Annotated in this window: 18 protein-coding genes; 13 read left to right on the top strand and 5 right to left on the bottom strand. The window is 50.1% G+C overall.

The genetic code is table 11. The annotated features are described in order from the left end of the window. Nucleotides 1-87 precede the first annotated feature (87 nt). Nucleotides 88-1,473 carry a branched-chain amino acid transporter BcaP gene (bcaP, locus tag G9F75_RS14045; RefSeq protein WP_072177525.1) on the bottom strand — a complete coding sequence of 462 codons (1,386 nt, stop codon included), beginning with the start codon at nt 1,471-1,473 and terminating at the stop codon, nt 88-90. 244 nt (nt 1,474-1,717) lie between these two features. Here bcaP and yfmT point away from each other — a divergent pair, with 244 nt between their 5' ends. From yfmT to G9F75_RS14030, 3 genes are all read left to right on the top strand, one after another. Next, the gene (gene yfmT, locus G9F75_RS14040) at nt 1,718-3,175 is read left to right on the top strand and encodes a benzaldehyde dehydrogenase (protein ID WP_007408954.1); all 1,458 of its coding nucleotides are present in this window, start codon (nt 1,718-1,720) and stop codon (nt 3,173-3,175) included. A gap of 15 nt (nt 3,176-3,190) precedes the next feature. Further along, a complete protein-coding gene (locus G9F75_RS14035) occupies nt 3,191-4,045 on the top strand; it encodes a methyl-accepting chemotaxis protein (protein WP_014417157.1) in 855 nt (284 codons plus the stop codon). A gap of 129 nt (nt 4,046-4,174) precedes the next feature. Then, a complete protein-coding gene (locus G9F75_RS14030; RefSeq protein WP_021495145.1) occupies nt 4,175-5,074 on the top strand; it encodes an SDR family oxidoreductase in 900 nt (299 codons plus the stop codon). Nucleotides 5,075-5,121: 47 nt separating this feature from the next. On the opposite strand, the gene G9F75_RS14025 is transcribed toward G9F75_RS14030, so the two are convergent. Continuing rightward, nucleotides 5,122-6,189 carry a glycosyltransferase gene (locus tag G9F75_RS14025; RefSeq protein ID WP_022552735.1) on the bottom strand — a complete coding sequence of 356 codons (1,068 nt, stop codon included), beginning with the start codon at nt 6,187-6,189 and terminating at the stop codon, nt 5,122-5,124. A 158-nt stretch (nt 6,190-6,347) separates the two neighbouring features. On the opposite strand from G9F75_RS14025, the gene G9F75_RS14020 reads away from it, so the two are divergent. From G9F75_RS14020 to G9F75_RS14010, 3 genes are all read left to right on the top strand, one after another. Further along, on the top strand, nt 6,348-8,237 hold the full coding sequence (locus tag G9F75_RS14020; RefSeq protein ID WP_167409173.1) for an ABC-F family ATP-binding cassette domain-containing protein: 1,890 nt from the start codon (nt 6,348-6,350) through the stop codon (nt 8,235-8,237). A gap of 191 nt (nt 8,238-8,428) precedes the next feature. Then, nucleotides 8,429-8,851, top strand: a complete 423-nt coding sequence (locus G9F75_RS14015; RefSeq protein WP_003155658.1) for a MerR family transcriptional regulator — start codon at nt 8,429-8,431, stop codon at nt 8,849-8,851. A 63-nt stretch (nt 8,852-8,914) separates the two neighbouring features. Further along, the gene (locus G9F75_RS14010; RefSeq protein WP_065180695.1) at nt 8,915-10,099 is read left to right on the top strand and encodes an MFS transporter; all 1,185 of its coding nucleotides are present in this window, start codon (nt 8,915-8,917) and stop codon (nt 10,097-10,099) included. Nucleotides 10,100-10,143: 44 nt separating this feature from the next. Here the strand turns inward: G9F75_RS14010 and G9F75_RS14005 are convergent, their stop codons facing one another. Then, entirely contained in the window at nt 10,144-11,700 is a 1,557-nt protein-coding gene (locus G9F75_RS14005; RefSeq protein ID WP_012117051.1) for an ABC-F family ATP-binding cassette domain-containing protein, read from the bottom strand. Nucleotides 11,701-11,871: 171 nt separating this feature from the next. Here G9F75_RS14005 and G9F75_RS14000 point away from each other — a divergent pair, with 171 nt between their 5' ends. Beyond that, a complete protein-coding gene (locus tag G9F75_RS14000; protein ID WP_021495144.1) occupies nt 11,872-13,002 on the top strand; it encodes a DEAD/DEAH box helicase in 1,131 nt (376 codons plus the stop codon). 71 nt (nt 13,003-13,073) lie between these two features. Continuing rightward, on the top strand, nt 13,074-13,520 hold the full coding sequence (locus tag G9F75_RS13995) for a GNAT family N-acetyltransferase (RefSeq protein WP_154818028.1): 447 nt from the start codon (nt 13,074-13,076) through the stop codon (nt 13,518-13,520). Nucleotides 13,521-13,574: 54 nt separating this feature from the next. On the opposite strand, the gene G9F75_RS13990 is transcribed toward G9F75_RS13995, so the two are convergent. Together G9F75_RS13990 and G9F75_RS13985 are read right to left on the bottom strand one after the other, a co-directional pair. Continuing rightward, entirely contained in the window at nt 13,575-14,594 is a 1,020-nt protein-coding gene (locus G9F75_RS13990) for an NADP-dependent oxidoreductase (RefSeq protein WP_167409172.1), read from the bottom strand. A 128-nt stretch (nt 14,595-14,722) separates the two neighbouring features. After that, nucleotides 14,723-15,073 carry a DUF3212 family protein gene (locus tag G9F75_RS13985; protein WP_007610002.1) on the bottom strand — a complete coding sequence of 117 codons (351 nt, stop codon included), beginning with the start codon at nt 15,071-15,073 and terminating at the stop codon, nt 14,723-14,725. A gap of 191 nt (nt 15,074-15,264) precedes the next feature. Between G9F75_RS13985 and G9F75_RS13980 the strand changes: the two genes are divergently transcribed. From G9F75_RS13980 to G9F75_RS19980, 5 genes are all read left to right on the top strand, one after another. Continuing rightward, nucleotides 15,265-15,612 (top strand): YflT domain-containing protein, encoded by a 348-nt coding sequence (locus G9F75_RS13980; protein ID WP_003155650.1) that lies wholly within the window; start codon nt 15,265-15,267, stop codon nt 15,610-15,612. A 164-nt stretch (nt 15,613-15,776) separates the two neighbouring features. After that, the gene (locus G9F75_RS13975; protein ID WP_094296470.1) at nt 15,777-17,042 is read left to right on the top strand and encodes a pectate lyase; all 1,266 of its coding nucleotides are present in this window, start codon (nt 15,777-15,779) and stop codon (nt 17,040-17,042) included. A gap of 124 nt (nt 17,043-17,166) precedes the next feature. Beyond that, nucleotides 17,167-18,603 (top strand): anion permease, encoded by a 1,437-nt coding sequence (locus tag G9F75_RS13970; protein WP_007408966.1) that lies wholly within the window; start codon nt 17,167-17,169, stop codon nt 18,601-18,603. Between the two features lie 106 nt (nt 18,604-18,709). After that, nucleotides 18,710-19,408 (top strand): hypothetical protein, encoded by a 699-nt coding sequence (locus G9F75_RS13965; protein ID WP_167409194.1) that lies wholly within the window; start codon nt 18,710-18,712, stop codon nt 19,406-19,408. 114 nt (nt 19,409-19,522) lie between these two features. Next, the coding region (locus G9F75_RS19980; protein WP_221414860.1) for an NTTRR-F1 domain at nt 19,523-23,425 on the top strand (3,903 nt) is incomplete at its 3' end.

The raw sequence follows: 23,425 nt of genomic DNA, 5'->3' as shown, positions 1-23,425 counted from the left end.
GCATACACCATATTATTCATAAGGTGAATGAATTATCAAGTGCAAAAAAGGCTCTTCTTTCTCAAAAAGAAAAAAGAGCCTCCCTTTTTATTTATTTAACAAACTGTGTTTTCTCGAATACATCATATAAACGACGATCCCGGCGGCGATCCAGATGACAAAGGCGATCCATGTCACGCCCGGCAGGCTGCTTGCGAGATACAGGCATAAGCATGCGCTGATGATCGGCACAAAAGGCACGAAAGGAACACGGAAGGAAGATTTGATCTCCGGATGTTTCTTTCTTAAAACGATGACGGCGATCGCAATGACCGTAAAGGCCGCCAAGGTTCCCATGTTGACGAGATGCGCCAAGGTTCCCAGATCAATAAAACCCGCGATCCCGGCGGCAATGATCCCCGTCACCCATGTGTTTTGAAATGGTGTTTTAAAACGCGGGTGAACCTTGGAAAACATGCGTGGCAAAAGGCCGTCTCTGCTCATCGCAAATGTAAGGCGCACCTGAGCGTAAAGCAGAGCGAGCATGACCGTTGTAATCCCGATAATCGCACCGACGGAAATAATGCCTGCTATCTTGTTCTGGCCGACAAATTGAAGCGCGAAAGATACCGGATCTCCGACATTCAGCTTGGTGTACGAAAGCATTCCCGTCAGGACGAGCGATACCGTAATGTAAAGGATGGTGCAGATGGCGAGCGCGCCGATGATTCCGACCGGCATTGATTTCTGCGGGTTTTTCACTTCTTCCGACGCGTTTGACACGGCATCAAATCCGAGATACGCGAAGAAAACGGTCGCGGCGCTCGTGATGACGCCTTTCATTCCGAACGGCATAAACGGCGACCAGTTTTCCGGTTTCACGTAGCCGAAACCGACAATGATAAATAGCAGAATGATCGCAATTTTCATCAATACAATGACATTGTTAAAGCGGGTGCTTTCTTTCACGCCTCTTGAAACAATCGCGGTAATGACCAAAATAATGATAACGGCCGGCAGGTTGAACACGGCACCCGTTTTGCTGCCGGGTGCGGCGGTCAGCGCCTCCGGAAGATGCAGCCCGAAGCCTGCAAGAAGCGATTGGAAATAGGATGACCAGCCGGTTGCGACGGCGGCAAGCGCGATGACATATTCAAGCATTAAGTCCCATCCGATTAAAAACGCGAGACACTCCCCGAGAGTGACATATGAATACGTATATACGCTGCCTGAAATCGGAATGGATGAAGAAAATTCCGCATAACAAAACGCGGCGAGCGCGCAGGCAAGGCCCGCGAGCACAAACGACAGAATCAAAGCCGGTCCTGCGCCTGTCGCGGCCACAGTCCCGGTAATCACAAAAATCCCCGTGCCGACAACACAGCCGATTCCGAGCAAAACCAAGTCAAAAGCGCTTAACGAGCGGGACAGGCTGGTCTGTTTGCTCTGGGCCTTTAAGTCGGCCAGCGGCTTTTTCCGAAATAGTAAAGACATATGGATCCTCCTGAAAATTCATAATATTCCCATCATTATATACACTGACGTTTGTATTATATTGTCGAAATTTCTCGCAGTCAATTAAAGAATTTTCCACTTTAAAAGGACAAAGCTAAAAAGCGTCGATGCACGGAAGGAACGGGAATTTTATTGTGAAATAGTTCAATTTTCTCACCTTAAGACCGATACAAAAGATGACTCATCAACTAATTTCAAGTTTCGGTGAAAGGGAGATGTTTACATGTTTCAATATGAAGAACTAAATAAGCAGTTTATCGGCGGCCGATGGAGGGATGGGAGCAGCCGGAACGTATTGGAAAACAGAAATCCTTATACTCAAAAAGTCATCACCTCATTCCAAAAAGCGACGTCTGATGACGTGGATGCGGCATATCGCGCCGCGGCTCTTGCGAAACAAGAATGGGACAAAGTAAACCCTTTTAAAAAGCGGGCCATTTTGGAAAAAGCCGTTTCTTTCATCGAAGAGCATGAAGAAGCGATTATTTACTTAATCATGGAGGAGCTTGGCGGAACACGGCTGAAGGCTGAGTTTGAAATCGGACTTGTCAAAAATATGATAAAAGAAGCCGCAACATTTCCGGTGCGGATGGAAGGGAAAATTCTCCCGTCCACGATTGACGGAAAAGAAAACAGGCTGTACAGAATACCCGCCGGAGTCGTGGGAGTGATCAGCCCGTTTAATTTCCCGTTTTTCCTTTCGATGAAATCTGTTGCGCCGGCACTCGGCGCGGGGAACGGCGTCGTGCTGAAGCCTCATGAAGAAACACCGATCTGCGGCGGAACGCTTATCGCGAAAATTTTTGAAGCGGCCGGCGTACCGGACGGGCTGCTGAATGTTATCGTGACGGATATCGGGGAGATCGGCGACAGCTTTGTTGAGCATCCCGTGCCGCGGATTATCTCATTTACAGGCTCAACCGGAGTGGGCAGCTATATCGGACAGCTTGCGGTCAAACACTTTAAAAAACCGCTGTTGGAGCTTGGCGGAAACAGCGCGCTGATCGTGCTTGAGGATGCTGATCTTGAATACGCCGTCAATGCGGCCGTATTCAGCCGGTTTACGCATCAAGGCCAGATCTGTATGTCGGCGAACCGCGTGCTCGTTCACACATCTGTATATGACAAATTTACAGAGCTTTACGAAGCGAAAGTGTCATCGCTGAAAGTCGGCGATCCGATGGACCCTGATACGGTTATCGGTCCTTTAATCAATGAGAGACAGGCGGAAGGTCTGAGACGGTCTGTCGAAAAAGCGATAGAAGAGGGAGCGGTTCCGGTGCTGTCCGGCCGATTCAGCGGAACGGTCGCTGAGCCCGTCATTTTAAAAGATGTGAAACCTGAGATGAGCATCGCGAAGGAGGAGCTGTTCGGACCGGCCGTCTGCATCATGCCGTTTGAAACGGAGGATGAAGCGGTAAGCATCGCAAACGCGACACCGTTCGGTTTAAGCGGAGCCGTGCATACAGCAAACGTTGAGCGCGGCGTTGAGTTTGCTAAGCGGATCGAAACCGGCATGATTCACGTCAACGATACGACCATTAATGATGAACCGAACGTCGCGTTCGGCGGCGAGAAGCAATCAGGTCTCGGCAGGCTGAACGGCGAATGGAGCCTTGAAGAATTCACCACGCTGAAATGGATTTCGGTTCAGCATGAAAAACGGCAATTCCCATATTAAGAAGGAGTGAAAGAAATGAGTATACAGACGGAGCAGCAAACGCACAGCCTGCTTGACGCTTTTGTCAAAGTTGCGCCTTTTTTAAACAGCCTGATCCAAGATGACATCACCATCGGAATTTATGATACAGAAAAATTAATCGTGAATATTCCGGCTAAAACGTTTTCTCTTAACGTAAAGCCGGGGGACCCGCTGCAAAAAGGGGACATCATTACAGACGCGATCCGCATGAATCAGAAGAAGACAAGCATGGTGCCGAAAGAGCTGTTCGGATTTCCGCTGATCGCCAGAGCGATTCCGCTTCACGATGAAAACGGAAAAGTCATCGGCGGCGTCGGTCTCGGCACGAGCCTTGAAAAATCAGCCAAGCTTCATGATGTCGCTGAAAGCCTGTCCGCCGTCGTGGAGCAGACCGCTTCGGCCATCGCGGATATCTCAGAATCCATCAGCGGTTTCTCAGCACAGATGAACGGGATTTCCACTCAGGCGAAACAAGTCAGTGAAAGCGCGGGAGAAATCGCCGACATTTCCGTCACTGTCAAGGGCATCTCGGATCAAAGCAATCTGCTCGGTTTGAATGCGGCCATTGAAGCCGCGAGAGCAGGAGAATCCGGCAAGGGCTTTTCCGTGGTGGCGGATGAGATCCGCAAGCTTGCCACTCATTCAAAAGACAATGTCGGCCAAATTGACCAAATTACGAAAAAAATCCACAGCCTGCTGAAAGGGCTGGAGGACTCAATTGAATCCATCAACCAGAACACGGACGGCCAAGCGGCGGCGGTTGAACAAATTTCTGCCACGATGCAGGAAATTTCGGGAAGCGCCCAGCATTTAGCGAAAATGGCTGAAAACGTACTCGGAGAGTCATAAAAAAAGGGAGCTTACGGGCTCCTTTTTTGTTTTCCCTTTATCAATCGAAAACTGCACTTACACGTTTGATCCGTCATGCTAAAGGGGTACACATACGAATACATCACCAATGATAAAGGAGAGTCTTGTATGTCTGATGCAAATCTGCACAACCCGCTGACGAAATATGATCATGATGAATTTCCAAAACAATATCAAGAACCGCCCGGTTTGCAAAAAGAGATGAAGCCTGTGCCGGACTGCGGTGAAACAAGCTATAAAGGAGCCGGCAAGCTGAAGGGAAGAAAAGCCCTCGTCACCGGCGGCGATTCAGGTATCGGCCGGGCCGCCGCGATTGCTTATGCCCGGGAAGGGGCGGATGTGGCGATTAACTATCTGCCTGAGGAACAGCCGGATGCCGAAGAAGTGAAAGCGTTAATTGAAAAAGAGGGAAGAAAAGCCGTTCTGCTGCCGGGAGATTTAAGCGATGAAACGTTTTGCGGAGAATTGGCGGAAAAAGCGTATCAAGAGCTTGGCGGTCTTGACACGCTCGCTCTTGTCGCCGGCAAACAGCAGGCAGTGGATGATATCAGCGATCTTGCCACAGAACAAATCTATCAAACATTTGAAGTCAACGTATTCTCGCTGTATTGGCTCGTCAAAGCCGCGCTTCCGTATCTGCCGGAAGGCGCGTCTATTATTACGACAACGTCCGTAGAAGGGTATAATCCAAGCCCGATGCTGTTGGATTATGCCGCGACGAAACATGCCATTATCGGTTTTACCGTCGGCTTAGGAAAGCAGCTGGCGAATAAAGGAATCAGAGTCAACTCGGTAGCGCCGGGGCCGATCTGGACGCCGCTGCAGATTTCGGGAGGACAGCCCGGTGAAAACATTCCGAAATTCGGCAAGGAAACACCGGCCGTCCCATTAAAGCGCGCCGGACAGCCGGCGGAGCTAGCAGGGATTTATGTCTTTTTGGCCTCAGAAGAATCGAGCTATGTGACATCCCAAATTTACAGTGTAAGCGGAGGAATTCCGACAGCGTAATCAATAAGGAGCTGCCCTTCACACGGGGGCAGCTCTTTTTTTCGATGTTATGTGCCGAGCACGTTTTGATTATACAGGACACTCGGATGTGACGGATGATAGGAGGCGGCTTTGTCGTTATGAATCTTCGCTTTTTCTCTGTCGCCGAGCTGCCAGTGGCAGACGCAGAGCTGCAGATGGGGATACCAGGTGGAGTACTCGAGCTGGGTAAAGCCTGCATCACTGCTTTTGGCGGATAGGGCGAGCTCATACCAAAACACGCCCTGCCGGTATTGCCGTTTCTCCGCAAAATAGTCGCCGAGCCTGCAGCAGAACTCCGGCCGCGGACAATCGATCAGAAATGATTTTAAGAGAGATGTCATGGCGGCCTCTTCATGGCCGACCGCCCTGTAGCAATCGGATAGATATTGGCACGTTCTGATCTCGTCTTCGATCCAGCACTGTTTTGTGGAAAGAAAATGGTGATAATACGTGATGGCGCGCTGATACTGGCCGTGATCCTTTAATTCATTCGCGAAGTAAAACAAATCGCGCGGTGTCATCGTTTCACTGTTTTCCGCCATTTTCTCATAAATCTTCAAGTTGCGGTCTGAGGGGGGCGAGTGCTTTTTCTCGGATTTCCGGTGTGTGACGGCAATATCGGTTTCTATGATGTTTCCGTATACTTCAAGATACTCATGCACGGCTCCGATCCAGCGGAACTCTTTTTCACGCTTGACGAGTCGGTTGCGGCGGTATCTGAAGCTGACCTCTCCCCGATCATCAAAGCCGACGTGATAATACATGGATACCGCGTCCACCTCTTTTGAAAGCGACGCCTTCAGTGCAATCAGCTTTTCACGGTCCTTCTCCGTCAGCATATCGTCGGCGTCCAGCCACAGAATATAATCCATTTCCGCTTTCGAAAACACAAAATTACGGGCGGCCGCAAAGTGATCGATCCATTCAAAATCATAAATCTTATCCGTATAACGGGCCGCGATTTCTTTCGTCCGGTCGGTCGAGCCCGTATCAGCAATCACAATTTCATCCGCAATGTCTTTGACGGAATCAAGACAGCCCGCAAGCACTTCCTCTTCATTTTTCACGATAACGCACAAACTGATGCTGATCATGTCATCACCTCTTCACCTCCAGTGTATAAAAGGAGAGGCGGAAACATTCTTCGGACAAAATGATCTCTTCCAAGAAATTTGTCTGTCCTTTTACTAGTTTTATTCCAGCGCCTGATTTAAAATGAACACATGAACTTACGTGAGGATTGATAGGGACCATGAGCATCATAAAAGCGGAAAACCTTTATAAAACATACGGAGATAAGACATTATTCGACCATATCTCCTTTCATATTGAAGAGAATGAAAGAATCGGTTTAATCGGCCCGAACGGAACGGGGAAGTCTACGCTTCTGAAAACCATTGCCGGCCTTGAATCAACGGAGGAAGGCGAGATTACGGCCTCAGGAAACGTGCATATTGAGTTTTTGCATCAGGACCCTGAGCTTCCGGCCGGACAAACCGTACTTGAGCATATTTATTCCGGCGGATCAGCCGTCATGAGAACGATGAGAGAGTACGAAAAAGCGCTTCAGGCGCTGAATGAAGAACCGGAAAATGACCAGCGCCAGAAACAGCTGCTTGATGCGCAGGCCCGAATGGACGAGAATGATGCGTGGGAGGCGAATACGTTAGCCAAAACGGTTTTAACCAAACTTGGCGTCACCGATCTGATGAAGGATGTCAGCGAGCTGTCCGGCGGCCAGAGAAAGCGCGTCGCGATTGCGAAAAACGTCATCCAGCCGGCTGACCTGCTCATTTTGGATGAACCGACAAACCACTTGGACAATGAAACGATTGAATGGCTGGAAGGCTACTTATCGCAATATCCGGGCGCCGTTATGCTTGTCACGCACGACAGATATTTTCTGAACAGGGTGACGAATAGAATTTACGAGCTTGAGAGAGGCAGCCTTTATACGTATAAAGGAAACTATGAAGTATTCTTGGAAAAACGGGCCGAACGGGAAGCGCTGGCGGAGCAGAAAGAAACAAAACGTCAAAACCTCCTGCGCCGCGAATTGGCGTGGCTCAGAAGAGGGGCGAAAGCGCGCTCGACGAAACAAAAAGCGAGAGTGGACAGAGCGGAGGCGCTCAAAGAGCAAAAAGGGCCGGCAGTCTCCGGATCACTCGATTTCGCGATCGGCTCCCACCGTCTCGGAAAACAGGTGATCGAAGCCGATAACGTCTCCGTTACCTATAACGGCCAAGCGCTGATCAGCCAGTTTAATGAGCTTGTCATCCCGGGGGAACGAATCGGCATCATCGGGCCGAACGGAATCGGGAAAACGACACTTTTAAACAGCCTCGCCGGCAGAATTCAGCCTGACAGCGGCAATATCACCATCGGGCAGACGGTCCGGATCGGCTACTACACCCAGGATCACAGCGAAATGAACGGTGATATGAAAGTCATTGAATATATAAAAGAGACGGCTGAAATCGTCAAAACGGCGGAAGGCGATGTCATCACCGCGGAACAAATGCTTGAGCGTTTTCTGTTCCCGCGTCCGATGCAGCAGACGTATATCAGAAAGCTGTCGGGCGGGGAAAAGCGCCGTCTGTACTTGCTGAATGTACTGATGCAGGAACCGAATGTGCTGTTTTTAGATGAGCCGACCAATGATCTGGACACGGAAACATTAAGCGTGCTCGAAGATTATATCGAACAGTTCCCAGGCGTCGTCATCACCGTATCCCATGACCGCTATTTCCTTGACCGCGTCATTGACCGCCTGATCGTATTTGAAGGACAAGGTGTCATTTCCCGTTTCCAAGGTTCGTACAGTGAATACATGGAACACGCAAAAGCGAAGAAGACGGCGGTAAAACAGCCGGCCGAAGAGAAAAAGGCGGAAGAAGAGCCGAAGAAAAAGCGCAAAAAGCTTTCATATAAGGATCAGATCGAATGGGACGGCATCGAAGACAAAATCGCCGGCCTTGAAGAAAAGCATCAGCGTCTGGAAGCGGATATCGCTGAAGCGGGAAGTGATTTCGGAAAGATTCAAGAACTGATGGCCGAACAGGCAAAAACGGCTGAAGAGCTCGAAGCGGCGATGGAGCGCTGGACCGAATTGTCACTGATGATTGAAGAACTTGAGAATTAAGAAAAGCCGGTACGGCCCCCGAGAAGATGACGGGTCATACCGGCTTTTTTTATCTTGCACAGATGTCTCCCGGCGCTTTAAAGACAAACGTTTTGTCCAAGCAAAGTTTATCAGGCGTAAAAAAGTTTACGTTTACGTTAAGGTTCAAATGGTGTATAATAGAAACAGATACGACAAGAGGGGGATTCACCTTGGAATGGATGAAGATTGATCAAGTTGCCAAGCGAAGCGGATTGACAAAACGAACCATTCGTTTTTACGAGGAGATTGGTTTGATTCCTGCTCCTAAACGGACAGAAGGCGGCGTCCGGCTTTACTCTGAAGATGATATGGAGGAGCTCGAAAAAGTAACCAGCACAAAAGAAGTGCTCGGTTTTTCCCTTCAGGAGCTTCAGCAGTTTATGGAGATGAGCCGTCAGCTGGAATTAAACAAAGAGGGGTACTTGTTGTCACTGGATCCGAAGGAACGGAAAGAAAAGCTGGAAGAGATTCAGCACGCTTTGAACCACCAGCTTGAGATGATTGATGAGAAGATCAGCACATTTCAGCATTTTAAAACGCGCCTTAACGGAATGAAAGAAAAAGCTGACCGCGCCATTCAATCAATCGAATGATTTTGCTGTAAACGCTATGGATATAGCGTTTCTTTTAATGGATGAAACAGGAGGTTTGGTCAAATGGATACATCATCACAACAGAAAACAGGCTTATTCAGCCAGCCGAAAGCCGTTTGGGCGGTTGCGTTTGCCTGTGTGATTTCCTTTATGGGAATCGGTCTTGTCGATCCGATTCTTCCGGCGATCGCCGCACAATTACATGCTTCACCTAGTGAAGTATCTCTGCTATTTACAAGTTATTTGCTCGTTACCGGTTTTATGATGTTTTTCTCCGGCGCGATTTCAAGCCGGATCGGCGCAAAATGGACGCTGCTTCTCGGACTTATTTTTATCATCGTGTTTGCCGCTCTCGGCGGAAGCTCAAGTTCAATCGCTCAGCTTGTCGGCTATCGCGGCGGCTGGGGGCTTGGGAATGCTCTCTTTATTTCAACCGCGCTTGCCGTCATTGTCGGGGTATCTGTCGGCGGCAGCGCCAAAGCCATTATTCTGTATGAGGCTGCACTCGGACTGGGAATTTCCGTCGGGCCGCTTGCAGGCGGAGAGCTTGGCAGCATTTCATGGCGCGCTCCGTTCTTCGGAGTGTCTGTCCTCATGTTCATAGCGCTTTGCGCGATTTCACTCATGCTGCCGAAGCTGCCGAAACCGGCGAAACGCGTCGGTGTGTTTGATGCGATGAAGGCGCTCAAATATAAAGGCCTTTTGACAATGGCAGTATCTGCATTCTTATACAACTTTGGATTTTTTATTTTGCTTGCTTATTCTCCGTTCGTGCTGGATTTAGATGAACACGGCCTTGGATACGTCTTCTTCGGCTGGGGGTTATTGCTGGCAATTACGTCAGTCTTTACGGCGCCGCTCGTGCACAAAGTGCTGGGAACAGTGGGTTCGCTCGTCGTTCTCTTTATCGCCTTTGCGGTCATTCTCATCATCATGGGGATCTGGACTGACCATCAGACGTTGATCATTACATGTATCGTTGTCGCCGGTGCTGTTCTCGGTATGGTGAATACGATCATGACAACCGCTGTAATGGGTTCTGCACCGGTTGAACGTTCAATCGCGTCTTCAGCCTACAGCTCAGTCCGTTTTATCGGCGGTGCGCTCGCTCCGTGGATTGCGGGAATGCTGTCAGAACACTTCACTGCAAGCACACCATATACAGTAGGCGGGATCGTCGTTTTTGTCGGCATGCTTGTCCTTCTCATGGGACGCAAACATCTCGCCGGAATAAAAGCCGGACATTAAGAAAAAAAAGGAACTTCCGCACAGGCGGGAGTTCCTTTTTGTGTTTACAGCACTTTCGTCGTCCAAGATTCACAATTCCATGTTTCCGTCGCGATATCCATGTAGAACTCGGGTTCGTGGGAAATCAGCAGAATGGAGCCTTTGTATTCTTTCAGCGCGCGTTTCAGCTCTTCTTTCGCATCGACATCCAGGTGGTTTGTCGGTTCGTCAAGCACGAGCAGGTTTGTTTCTGAATTGATCAGCTTGCACAGTCTGACCTTCGCTTTTTCTCCTCCGCTGAGAACGGAGACGCGGCTTTCAATGTGTTTGGTCGTCAGGCCGCATTTGGCGAGGGCGGCGCGGATTTCGTACTGGGTAAAGGAAGGAAATTCGCTCCACACTTCTTCGATGCACGTATTGTTATTGGTTTCTTTCACTTCCTGCTCGAAATAGCCCGTGTATTGATGCTCGCCCCGTTCCACCGTGCCTTCCAGCGGCTGGATTTCACCGAGCAGGCTTTTTAACAGCGTCGTTTTCCCGATGCCGTTTGCGCCGTACAGGGCGACTTTCTGTCCGCGCTCCATTCTGAGATTGAGCGGGCGTGACAGCGGAGTATCGTAGCCGATGACTAAGTCCTTCGTTTCAAAAATGAGCTTGCCTGACGTTCTCGCAGGCTTGAAATGGAATTCCGGTTTCGGTTTTTCGGCCGCCAGTTCGATCATATCCATCTTATCAAGCTTTTTCTGGCGGGACATCGCCATATTTCTCGTGCTGACGCGCGCTTTGTTGCGGGCGACGAAATCTTTCAGCTCAGCCACTTCCTGCTGCTGTTTTTTATAGGCGGCTTCGAGCTGCTGTTTTTTCACTTCGTATACTTCCATGAATTGATGATAATCACCGACATAACGCGTCAGCTCCTGGTTTTCCACATGATAAATCAAATTGATCACGCTGTTTAAAAACGGAATGTCGTGAGAAATCAAGATGAACGCATTTTCATATTCCTGCAAATAGCGTTTCAGCCATTCAATATGCTGTTCATCAAGGTAGTTGGTCGGTTCGTCCAACAGAAGGATTTCCGGCTTTTCCAAAAGCAGCTTGGCGAGCAGCACTTTCGTCCGCTGTCCGCCGCTTAAGTCTGTGACGTCGCGGTCAAGGCCGACATCCTGCAGGCCGAGGCCGCGGGCGATTTCTTCAACTTTGCTGTCAATCACGTAGAAATCATTGTTTGTCAGGGCGTCTTGAATGACACCGACATCTTCAAGCAGCTGCTCAAGCTCATCAGGGTCCGCTTCGCCCATTTTGTTGTAAATCTCATTCATTTCCTCTTCCATTGCAAATAAGTAATGGAACGCATCTTTCAGCACGTCGCGGATCGTTTTTCCTTTTTCAAGCACGGTATGCTGATCGAGGTAGCCGACGCGCACGTTTTTCGCCCATTCAACCTTACCCTCATCAGGCTCAAGTTTTCCGGTAATAATATTCATAAACGTTGATTTACCTTCGCCGTTTGCTCCGATTAAGCCGACGTGTTCCCCTTTTAAAAGACGGAACGATACATTGTTAAAAAGCGCACGGTCACCAAAGCCGTGGCTTAAATCTTTTACGGATAAAATACTCATCATTACACCTCTATCGTTATCAGACACGCTTTATTTATCATGTGTCTTTCTCATTTATGATTATAAAGGAGGAGACCGTTTGTTAAAAGGCTTGGAAGGAAAAAGAAAATTGCGTTTAGCGCGTGCATTTGAGATACTATGGAGTAGATTTTAAGAATTGAGGAGAACGACATGACCCAAACATGGCCATTTTTACAGCATACACAACCATTTATCGCCGAAAACTGGGAGGCCTCAGGTTTTCAGGAGCCGACCGTCATTCAGGAAAAAGCCGCTCAGGTGATCATGGAAGGGAAAGACGTCATCGCCGAATCCCCGACGGGAACGGGAAAAACATTGGCGTACACGCTTCCGGTTCTGGAGCGGATCAACCCGGAACAGAAACATCCGCAAGTGATCATTTTAGCGCCGTCCCGCGAGCTGGTGATGCAGATTTTCCAAGTGATTCAGGAGTGGAAAAAAGGCTCTGATCTTCGCGCTTTGTCTTTGATCGGCGGAGCAAACGTGAAAAAGCAGGTGGAAAAGCTCAAAAATAAACCGCATATCATCGCGGGCACACCGGGCAGGGTGCTCGAATTGATTCAGGCGAAAAAGCTGAAAATGCATGAAGTCAAGACGATCGTTCTTGATGAAGCGGATCAGCTCGTGACACAGGAACACCGCGAAACGATGAAAAAAATCATTAAAACGACGCTGAAAGACCGACAGCTTTTAAGCTTTTCCGCTACGCTGCAGCCGGAAACAGAACAGGTGCTGAATACCATCGCACACGAACCGGCCGTTTTGAAAGTGGAGCGGAATACGGCGGAAAAAGCGCGCGTCACGCATCAATATCTCGTCTGCGATCAGCGGGATAAAGTGAAGCTTTTGCAAAAGCTGTCACGGCTGAACGGCATGCAGGCGCTCGTGTTCGTCAGAGATATCGGAAATTTAAGCGTCTATGCGGAAAAACTCGCCTATCACCACGTGGATCTCGGCATTCTGCATGGAGAAGCGAAAAAAATGGAGCGGGCAAAGATATTATCAGCGTTTGAACGGGGAGAATTTCCGCTGCTTCTGGCGACTGACATTGCGGCGCGCGGACTCGATATCGATGATCTTCCGTACGTCATTCACGCGGACATACCGAATGAAGACGGATATATCCACAGATCCGGCCGGACGGGGCGGGCCGGTAAAGAAGGAACCGTACTCAGCCTTGTCACGCCGATGGAAGAATCCAAATTGAAAAAAATGGCCAAATCACTCGGAATTGAGCTGAAAGAGGCCGTTTATTCAGGCGGAAAACTATCTGAGAAATAAGAAACGGAGGGCGGGAAGCCCTTCTTTTTTTGTTGTAAAATAATAGAAAATGTTCAGGCGGGGGCGGGAAGATGGTTTCAATAGACAGATGTCAAATATTGAAGGAACCCGAGCTGAAAATACTTGAACACTGGTTTAAGAACGATAATATCAAACGGAGAATGGATGCAATGCTGCCATTAGACGCGTGGTATGCACGATTGAATAAAGATAAAGACGATACTGTCATTATGGCATATGACGGGGAGTGTCCGGCAGGCATGGCCTCTATAGAGTTTGTGGATGAGCGGGCGTATATCGGGTTGATCGTCAATCCTTTATACCAGCTTCAAGGGTACGGAAAACAGATCTTGCAAAAACTGCTGACTGACCCTGGGTTTACCAGCGTGCGGGAATGGGCGGCAAGCATCGAAAAAGACAATCAAATCAGTTTAGCCTGCTTTCAAGCAGCGGGATTCATTTTGGAAGATACGGAGCCTGATGAAGACGGCTTTCTTACTTTGATTCTTCACGGCTGATCCCAAATAAACAGAAAAGGAGGGGACAAAGCCCTCCTTTTTTTCATCATCATGTTAACTTAGATCACTGACTTTGATGATCTGTTTGCCTTTATTTTCTCCTTTAAACAGGCCGAGGAACGCGTCAGGAATATTGCTGAATCCTTCCGTAATCGTTTCTTCATAATGAAGCTTTCCGTCCTTAAGCCATTCGGCCAATTGTTTCGCACCTTCGGAAAAGCGGTCAGCATAATCACTGACGATGAATCCCTGCATCAGCGCTTTTGTTTTGATCAGCTTCGGCTGGACGCGGGGGCCCATGTCTTCTTCTTCACTTTCGGTATTGTACGATGAGATCGCTCCGCATACCGGAATGCGGGCGAATTCATTCAGCAGGTTTATCACCGCATCTGAAATCGGTCCGCCGACATTGTCAAAATAGACATCGACGCCGTCAGGACATGCCTGTTCCAGCGCTTTTTGAATATCATCCGCCGTTTTGTAATTAATGGCTTCATCAAATTGAAGCTCCTCTTTCAAATACGCGATTTTTTCATCAGATCCGGCGATGCCGACAACCCGCGCGCCTTTGATTTTGGCAATCTGTCCGACTGTTGAGCCGACGGCGCCCGCCGCGCCTGAAACGACGACGGTTTCGCCTTTTTTCGGACGGCCGATATCGAGCAGCCCGAAGTAAGCGGTCAGTCCGGTCATCCCTAAAATGCCGAGATACGCCTGGGCGGGTGCGATATCCGTATCCAACTTGCGGAGGGCGGACTCATTGACGGCTGAATATTCCTGCCACGCGAGATTTCCGATCACAACATCTCCTTTTTTCAGCTTATCGCCGTCTGTCAGAACCTCGGCAATCACTCCGCCTGTTATGGCTTCATCTAAAGCGAACGGCTCTACATATGATTTTGTATCCTGCATCCGTCCGCGCATGTACGGATCAACGGACACATAACTCGTTTTCACAAGCACTTCGCCGTCTTTCGGTTCGAGAACGGCAATCGTTTCAAAGCGGAAATCGTCATGGGCGGGAACGCCTTTGGGGCGTCTTGCCAATTGAATTTGCTGCTGATTATTCGGCATACTGAATCCTCCTTCAAGATAAGTGGTTGTTCCAAATGTAACACGAACCATTTCCCGATTACAAAATCAAACCGTCAGCGGTCATAAAAAAAGAAGGGCCCAGGGCCCTTCTTTCCTCACATGCATATTTAATAGAATAACCGGTACACATCGGTGTTTTTCTCATGTTCCAAATATTCATAGGCATTCGTTTTTGAAGAATGAAGCATGTCAGCGGTAACGACGGGCTGAAGCGCGGTCAGATAAGAACCCAGCCTATTTTCAATTTCTTTCGGCAGAACGGATTCGATATCACCGATATTGATAATGATAGAGAAAACGAAATCGATATTAATATGAAAAGTATCTTCAGCAAAGGCCGTAAGCTCTTTTATTCCATCCGGGCAGCGGGTATGCCGGCGGAATACCTGCTTCACTAAATCACTGACAACCCAAGCGTTAAATCGCTGTTCCGGTGAAAAGTAATGAATAGGAACCACCTCCCTGCTTAATCGGCTCATGAAGATTTTTATTTTTCTGATAAATGTAGCTTCCTCTACTGTAACATGTCCCGCCAGAAAATATCCACCGACAACCTGCCCGTTTTTTCACGGAACTCTCTTTCTTTTGTTTGATCCTTGGTTGAGCGGGTAAACATCAAATATACAAAAACAAAAGGGAGGACTTATCAATGAAACCGGTAGTAAGAGAATATACAAATGATCAAAAACTGATGCAGGACGTAAAAGAGCTTCAGCAATTGGGTGTCGCAAAAGAAGACGTATATGTGCTTTCTCATGATGACGACAGAACGGACCGCCTGGCAGATAATACTGATGTCAATACCATCGGAGCGAAAGAAACGGGCATTAAACACGCAGTCGGCAATATGTTTAATAAAAAAGGCGACGAGCTCCGCAACAAAATTCACGAAATCGGCTTTTCAGAAGAGGAAGCATCACAATTTGAAAAGCGCTTAGATGAAGGAAAAGTTCTTCTGTTTGTCACGGATAACGAAAAAGTGAAATCATGGGCGTAAGCTGAACAGATCCCAAGGGGTTTTCGGTCCCTTGGGATTTTTTTTGCGGTTTCCGCAATAAAACCGAAAGGCACATTCTGTACATTTTCGGTGCTGTTTCTCAACTGATTTGATACAATTCAATTGTAATAAATTGGTATACGGAATCAGGAGGAGCACAATTCATGAAAAAAATGTTACTTATGCTGGCGATTTGTTTATGTATGATCCCTGCGGACGTCTATGCCGCTGATCTGGGACGGCAGACGTTAGGAACAAATGACGGCTGGGGAGCCGCTTCCGGCGGGACAACCGGCGGCGCGAAAGCCTCATCATCGAATGTATACACCGTATCAAACAGACAGCAGCTCGTTTCTGCATTAGGGGGAAGCGCCAACAGCACACCGAAGATTATTTACATACAAGGCACAATCAATATGAATACGGACGACCGCAATAAAACGCTCGGCTTTAATGATTATAAAGATCCGGCATATGATCTCAATGCCTATCTCAAGGCGTACGACCCGGACAAATGGGGAAAAAAAGCGCCGTCAGGCACCCAGGAAGACGCCAGACAGCGATCGCAAAAAAACCAGAAGGCACGGGTCGTGGTTGACATTCCTTCAAATACGACGATCATCGGCTCGGGTTCAAATGCCAAAGTGACAGGCGGAAGTTTTAATATAAAGAACGGCGTCGACAATGTCATCATCCGCAACATTGAATTTCAAGACGCTTACGACTATTTTCCGCAATGGGACCCGACGGACGGCAGCAGCGGCAACTGGAACTCGGAATATGACAATATCACCATTAACGGCGCGACGCACATCTGGATCGATCATTGCACCTTTAATGACGGATCGAATCCCGACAGCGGTTTTCCCTACTATTACGGGAGAAAATATCAGCACCATGACGGCCAGACGGATATAGCCAACGGGGCGAATTATATTACATTGTCCTATAATAAATATCATGACCATGACAAAGGCTCCGTCATCGGAAACAGCGACAGCAAGACGTCGGATGAAGGAAAACTGAAGGTGACCATTCACCATAACTATTATCAGAACATCGTCCAGCGCGCACCGCGGGTCCGGTACGGGCAGGTTCATATTTATAATAATTTTTACGCAGGCTCGAAAAGCGCCGCATACCCGTTCAGCTATGCGTGGGGCGCGGGCCACGCGTCAAAAATATATGCCCAGAATAATGTCTTTGAAGTGCCGGGACTGGCTGCTGATAAAGTCATCAGCGTCTTCAGCGGCGGAAAAGCGCTTCATGAAGACGGCACTCTTTTAAACGGCGCCTCCATTAACGCGTCAGCCGCCAACGGATTAAGTCAGTCCGTCGGCTGGACACCGTCATTGCACGGTTCCATCGGCTCATCATCAAATGTAAAATCAGATGTTATATCTAAAGCCGGGTCGGGCATATTAAAATAAGAAACAAGAAACACAAAGGAAAATATTCCTTTGTGTTTTTTAATTAACAAAAACGTTTATTAACTTAGTTAAGTAGTAAAATGGGATAGGGGATGGAAGACAACAAAATAGGAGGAGACCTGTAATGGCTTCAGAAAAAGACGCAAAAAAACAGCAGGCAGTAAAAATCATTCCTTTGCTTATTACTGTTGCTGTGGGATTAATCATTTGGTTTATTCCCGCGCCGTCCGGACTTGAACCTAAAGCATGGCATTTGTTCGCTATTTTTGTCGCAACAATTATCGGCTTTATCTCCAAGCCCTTGCCAATGGGCGCAATTGCAATTTTTGCATTGGCAGTCACCGCGTTAACGGGAACGCTATCTATTGAAAATACGTTAAGCGGATTTGGAAACAAGACAATCTGGCTGATTGTCATCGCCTTTTTTATTTCCCGGGGGTTCATCAAAACCGGGCTCGGCGCCAGGATTTCTTACGTATTCGTACAACGGTTCGGGAAGAAAACACTCGGCCTTTCTTATTCACTGCTTTTCAGTGATTTAATTTTATCACCTGCCATTCCGAGCAACACGGCACGGGCGGGCGGCATTATTTTTCCTATTATCAGATCATTATCCGAAACTTTCGGATCAACGCCGGCAGACGGAACAGAGCGGAAAATCGGCGCTTTCTTATTAAAAACCGGTTTTCAAGGAAACTTGATTACGTCTGCGATGTTTTTGACGGCAATGGCGGCGAACCCGCTGATCGCCAAGCTGGCCCACGATGTCGCAGGGGTGGACATCACATGGACAAGCTGGGCAATCGCGGCCATTGTACCGGGATTGGCGAGCTTAATCATTACGCCGCTCGTCATTTATAAGCTGTATCCGCCGGAAATTAAAGAAACACCGGATGCGGCTAAAATCGCAACGGAAAAATTGAAAGAAATGGGTCCGTTTAAAAAATCCGAACTCTCCATGGTCATCGTCTTTTTATTGGTGCTTGCGCTGTGGATTTTCGGAGGAAGCTTAAATATTGACGCAACGACGACGGCCCTGATCGGATTATCCGTTTTGCTTTTGTCACAGGTATTAACATGGGAGGACATCAAAAAAGAACAAGGTGCATGGGATACGCTGACTTGGTTCGCGGCGCTTGTGATGCTGGCGAATTTCCTGAATGAGCTCGGTATGGTGTCTTGGTTCAGCAATATGATGAAATCTTCTGTTTCCGGTTTTTCATGGATTGTGGCATTTATGATTCTGATTGTCGTGTATTATTACACGCATTACTTCTTTGCGAGCGCAACCGCGCATATCAGCGCCATGTATGCGGCATTTCTCGCCGTCATCGTGGCGGCAGGCGCTCCGCCGCTGTTGGCGGCGCTCAGCCTGGCGTTTTTCAGCAACCTTTTCGGTTCTACGACGCATTACGGTTCGGGAGCGGCTCCGGTCTTTTTCGGAGCGGGTTATATATCGCAAAGCAAATGGTGGTCCATCGGCTTTATCCTGTCAATCGTCCATATTGTGACATGGCTTGTGATCGGCGGATTATGGTGGAAAGTATTAGGGTTATGGTAGAAGAAAAAAGGCAGACTCAGGTCTGCCTTTTTTTATTTCTGTAGGGAATGGGAAGGGCCTGCACATGATGACTTCAGTGCGAATAGAATATGGCCGGGGTGATAATATGAGCAGCGGCCGTGATCAATACATGATATTGAAACAGAAACCTTACAAATATATGAGCAGACATATGAAACGCCGGTATGAACAATTACCATGTGAACTTGAAAGACCGGAAACAGGGACGGAAAAACGGTTTCCGTATTCAGATGAAAATCGATCTGCCTTGTGCGTACCCGGGCTGCGAGGTCCCGAAGGCAAAAGAGGACCCGCCGGCTCCCGCGGTCCGCAAGGGGAGGCCGGTCCGCCCGGTCCACCGGGGCCTGAGGGGCCGCCGGGAGCGGTTCCTGCGGTAGCTTTTCAAAATACAGCAGACCAGATGATGATTCCGTTAGAAGGAACACCGATAAACGTGTTAAGCACAGTGATAGCCGCGCCGACAGATCAATTGGTGAAAACGGATGCCGTCATACAAGTAAATGTGGAATTAGACCCGCTCGCGTCTCATTTCTCATTGGTCTTAGCTGTCGATCTGCAAAGAAATGGCGTATCGATACAAACACAGAGACAAGAGCGGAACCTCTTTTCTTCAGGCGGACAAATCATAGGAATTCCTTTTACGTACATCGACGAAATGAAGGCGGATGAAACAGCCGCGTACCAGCTCTATTTATCCGTCCTTTCTTCGAATCTCGTAACACAAGTCGCAGCGGCAAACCGCTCCCTCATTGCGACGGGATTCCCCATTCAAGGATCGGACTAAGGTGATGAATAGAAATCACCTTTTTTATTTAGGTTGTCAAAACACAGCCCGTATTAATATGCTGTCTTAATAGGTAAGACGGTCAACAACGGGAAGGAGAGGGAAAAAGATTGAATGAATAATCCGATTATAAACGGGAGCTTTGAAACCGGTACATTAGCAGGGTGGAGTTCGGCCAATACCCAGATTAACAGTTTGTTTGCACATTCAGGGAGATATTCCGCGCAATTTATTGGAGCTCAGCCATATGCTTACCTCAGTCAAATCGTTCCCATTTCAGCCAAGTCACTGACTCTATTCGTATCACTCGCAACGCTCGGAAATGAGCCAAGTCCCCAAGTAACTCTCCAGTTCATCTATGTCAGCGCAGCAGGTGAACAAATCAGTTCCATTCAAGAAAATATTACACCCGGAAATTTGCCGAACGTGCTCTTTCACACATGGTCTGAAATCTATAAAACAAGCAGTGTGCCTTCTGGCGCGGCCTCTGCCGTCATTGTATTAAGTAAAGTTTCTTCCGGCACGGTTTTAATAGACGATGTTTCATTGGCGCAAACCGGGGGTGAACCTGGCGTAACAGGAATTACAGGTCCCACAGGAGTGACGGGCCCCACAGGAGTGACCGGAGCAAGAGGAGCGACCGGAGTAACTGGTGCAACGGGAGCAACTGGTTCAACCGGGGCAAGAGGAGCGACTGGGTCAACGGGTGCACCCGGGGTTACAGGCCCAACTGGCGCAACAGGTTCAACCGGGGCAACAGGAGGAACTGGGGTAGCAGGTTCAACCGGAGAAACGGGGTTAACCGGAGCCACTGGAGTAACAGGATCAACAGGAGCGACCGGTTCAACTGGAGCAACAGGCCCAACCGGCTCGACCGGTCCAACTGGAGTTACTGGTGCAGCAGGCTCAACTGGGCCCACGGGAGAGATCGGTCCAACCGGAGCCACCGGCTCAACGGGAGTAACAGGAGCGACTGGGATAACTGGTGCAACAGGAGAGACCGGAGTAACAGGTGCAACAGGAGAAACGGGATCGACCGGAGTAACAGGGGCAACAGGAGTTACTGGCCCGACTGGGGTCACGGGTGTAACCGGCCCAACCGGCCCAACCGGCCCAACCGGCTCAACCGGAGCAACGGGAGTAACAGGAGCCACCGGCTCAACGGGTGCAATGGGATCGACAGGAGCGACTGGGGTAACTGGTATAACGGGATCAACTGGTTCAACGGGAGTAACTGGACCAACAGGAGCAGCAGGGTCAACTGGTTCAACCGGAGAAACCGGTCCAACCGGAGCGACTGGAGTAACAGGCCCAACCGGCGCAATAGGAGAGACCGGTGTAACAGGAATAACCGGCGCAACGGGATCGACAGGAGAAACCGGATCAACCGGGTCAACTGGGGAGACTGGTCCAACAGGAGAAACAGGAGCAACTGGCTCAACGGGAGAAACGGGTCCAACTGGAGTGACTGGGGCAACGGGGATAACGGGAGCCACAGGGGCTACTGGCCCGATCGGCCCAACCGGAGCGACAGGAATAACAGGTCCGACCGGGGAGACAGGAGTGACTGGTGTAACGGGGACAACCGGGGTAACAGGTTCAACCGGAGCAACGGGATCAACGGGAGTGACTGGGGCAACGGGGATAACAGGAGCAACAGGCGCAACAGGAACAACAGGACCAACAGGCGCAACCGGAGAAACGGGTGCAATCGGCCCAACCGGATCGACAGGAGAAACGGGGTCAACTGGGGAGACTGGTCCAACAGGAGAAACAGGAGCAACTGGCTCAACGGGAGAAACGGGTCCGACTGGTGTAACCGGATCAACAGGAGTGACTGGCCCGACTGGGGTCACGGGCTCAACTGGTGTAACCGGATCAACAGGATCGACAGGAGAAACGGGTTCAACTGGAGTAACCGGGGCGACGGGAGTAACCGGAGAAACCGGTGCGACAGGAATAACCGGGCCGACAGGAGCAACGGGAACGACCGGCTCAACAGGCTCAACAGGCCCAACAGGCCCAACGGGAGTAACAGGCGCGACAGGATCAACCGGGTCAACTGGGGAGACTGGTCCAACGGGATCGACAGGAGAAACCGGCGCAACCGGTGTAACTGGAGAAATCGGCCCAACGGGAGAGACCGGTCCAACCGGAGCAACAGGTTCAATCGGAGCAACCGGCCCAACTGGGGCAACAGGAATAACCGGAGCAACGGGAGAAACTGGTCCAACCGGTCCAACTGGAGTAATTGGCGCAACCGGAGAAACTGGCTCGACCGGGGAAACCGGCCCAGCAGGAGTAACGGGACCAACCGGCTCGACTGGAGCAACAGGATCGACTGGAGAAACCGGCCCAACCGGAATCACGGGTCCAACTGGTGTAACGGGATCAACAGGTGTAACAGGAGAAACCGGAGCAACGGGAGTAACTGGAGCAACAGGATCAACAGGAGAAACGGGTTCAACGGGAGTGACTGGGGCAATCGGCCCAGAAGGACCAACAGGAGAAACCGGCGCAACGGGGGCAATCGGCCCAACAGGAGGAACTGGGTCAACCGGGTCAACCGGGGTAACTGGAGAAATCGGCCCAACGGGAGAAACCGGGGCGACTGGTGTAACTGGGCCAACAGGAGCCACCGGCTCAACGGGTGCAATGGGATCGACAGGAGCGACTGGGGTAACGGGTGTAACAGGAGCCACCGGCGCAACCGGTGTAACTGGAGAAATCGGCCCAACGGGAGAAACCGGTCCAACCGGAGCGACTGGAGTAACAGGCCCAACCGGCGCAATAGGAGAGACCGGTGTAACAGGAATAACCGGCGCAACGGGCGCCACTGGCATAACCGGAGCAACTGGGGTAGCAGGTTCAACCGGCTCAACCGGCCCAACTGGTATAACCGGAGTAACAGGGGCAACAGGAGTTACTGGCCCGACTGGGGTCACGGGCTCAACTGGTGTAACTGGCGCAACCGGCTCAACTGGCCCAACCGGATCAACAGGAGAAACCGGAACCACGGGATCAACCGGCTCGACTGGTGTAACCGGGGCAATGGGAGTAACAGGCTCAACTGGTGCAACGGGATCAACCGGCTCAACCGGAGTAACGGGGGTAACAGGCGCGACAGGATCAACCGGGTCAACTGGGGAGACTGGTCCAACGGGATCGACAGGAGAAACCGGGGCGACGGGTGCATCCGGTTCAACCGGAGCAACAGGAATAACAGGCCCAACCGGCTTGACTGGTGTAACTGGAGCAACAGGGGCAACCGGAGCAACCGGTGTAACTGGAGAAATCGGCCCAACGGGAGAGGCCGGTCCAACCGGACCAACAGGTTCAATCGGAGCAACCGGCCCAACAGGGGTAACGGGTGTAACTGGAGAAATCGGCCCAACGGGAGAGGCCGGTCCAACCGGACCAACAGGCTCAACCGGAATAACAGGGGCAACAGGTGTAACAGGTTCGACCGGAGAAACCGGCCCAACTGGAGAAACCGGCCCAACTGGAGTAACAGGTTCAACGGGAGAAACGGGTCCAACAGGAGTAACAGGGGTGACGGGAGAAACTGGCCCAACCGGAATCACGGGTCCAACAGGAGAAACCGGAGCAATAGGAGTAACCGGGGCAACCGGAGCCATGGGAGTAACAGGAGCCACGGGAGTAACTGGTTCAACTGGAACAACCGGTACAACCGGAATAACAGGCCCAACGGGATCGACAGGCCCAACCGGTTCAACAGGTGTGACTGGAGCAACGGGTATAACTGGAGCAACTGGAGTAACAGGAGAAACCGGAGAAACGGGTCCAACAGGCCCAACCGGTCCAACTGGAGTTACTGGCGAAACCGGAGAAACTGGCTCGACCGGGGAAACCGGAGCTACTGGAGAAACCGGCCCAGCAGGAGTAACGGGACCAACCGGCTCGACTGGAGCAACAGGGCCGACTGGAGCAACAGGGCCGACTGGAGCAACAGGGCCGACTGGAGCAACAGGGCCGACTGGAGCAACAGGGCCGACT

It is taken from the genome of Bacillus sp. EKM208B (assembly GCF_011800725.1).
In the GTDB taxonomy this organism is placed as follows: Bacteria; Bacillota; Bacilli; order Bacillales; family Bacillaceae; genus Bacillus; species Bacillus velezensis.
Note: the sequence above shows the minus strand (reverse complement) of the source record. Positions and strands in the feature narration are given on the sequence as shown.

What these genes read in the sequence shown, in the direction of transcription:
- bcaP (WP_072177525.1), bottom strand. Translation starts at nt 1,473, where the DNA reads ATGTCTTTACTATTTCGGAAAAAGCCGCTGGCCGACTTAAAGGCCCAG.
- yfmT (WP_007408954.1), top strand. Translation starts at nt 1,718, where the DNA reads ATGTTTCAATATGAAGAACTAAATAAGCAGTTTATCGGCGGCCGATGG.
- G9F75_RS14035 (WP_014417157.1), top strand. Translation starts at nt 3,191, where the DNA reads ATGAGTATACAGACGGAGCAGCAAACGCACAGCCTGCTTGACGCTTTT.
- G9F75_RS14030 (WP_021495145.1), top strand. Translation starts at nt 4,175, where the DNA reads ATGTCTGATGCAAATCTGCACAACCCGCTGACGAAATATGATCATGAT.
- G9F75_RS14025 (WP_022552735.1), bottom strand. Translation starts at nt 6,189, where the DNA reads ATGATCAGCATCAGTTTGTGCGTTATCGTGAAAAATGAAGAGGAAGTG.
- G9F75_RS14020 (WP_167409173.1), top strand. Translation starts at nt 6,348, where the DNA reads ATGAGCATCATAAAAGCGGAAAACCTTTATAAAACATACGGAGATAAG.
- G9F75_RS14010 (WP_065180695.1), top strand. Translation starts at nt 8,915, where the DNA reads ATGGATACATCATCACAACAGAAAACAGGCTTATTCAGCCAGCCGAAA.
- G9F75_RS14005 (WP_012117051.1), bottom strand. Translation starts at nt 11,700, where the DNA reads ATGAGTATTTTATCCGTAAAAGATTTAAGCCACGGCTTTGGTGACCGT.
- G9F75_RS14000 (WP_021495144.1), top strand. Translation starts at nt 11,872, where the DNA reads ATGACCCAAACATGGCCATTTTTACAGCATACACAACCATTTATCGCC.
- G9F75_RS13995 (WP_154818028.1), top strand. Translation starts at nt 13,074, where the DNA reads ATGGTTTCAATAGACAGATGTCAAATATTGAAGGAACCCGAGCTGAAA.
- G9F75_RS13990 (WP_167409172.1), bottom strand. Translation starts at nt 14,594, where the DNA reads ATGCCGAATAATCAGCAGCAAATTCAATTGGCAAGACGCCCCAAAGGC.
- G9F75_RS13980 (WP_003155650.1), top strand. Translation starts at nt 15,265, where the DNA reads ATGAAACCGGTAGTAAGAGAATATACAAATGATCAAAAACTGATGCAG.
- G9F75_RS13975 (WP_094296470.1), top strand. Translation starts at nt 15,777, where the DNA reads ATGAAAAAAATGTTACTTATGCTGGCGATTTGTTTATGTATGATCCCT.
- G9F75_RS13970 (WP_007408966.1), top strand. Translation starts at nt 17,167, where the DNA reads ATGGCTTCAGAAAAAGACGCAAAAAAACAGCAGGCAGTAAAAATCATT.
- G9F75_RS13965 (WP_167409194.1), top strand. Translation starts at nt 18,710, where the DNA reads ATGAGCAGCGGCCGTGATCAATACATGATATTGAAACAGAAACCTTAC.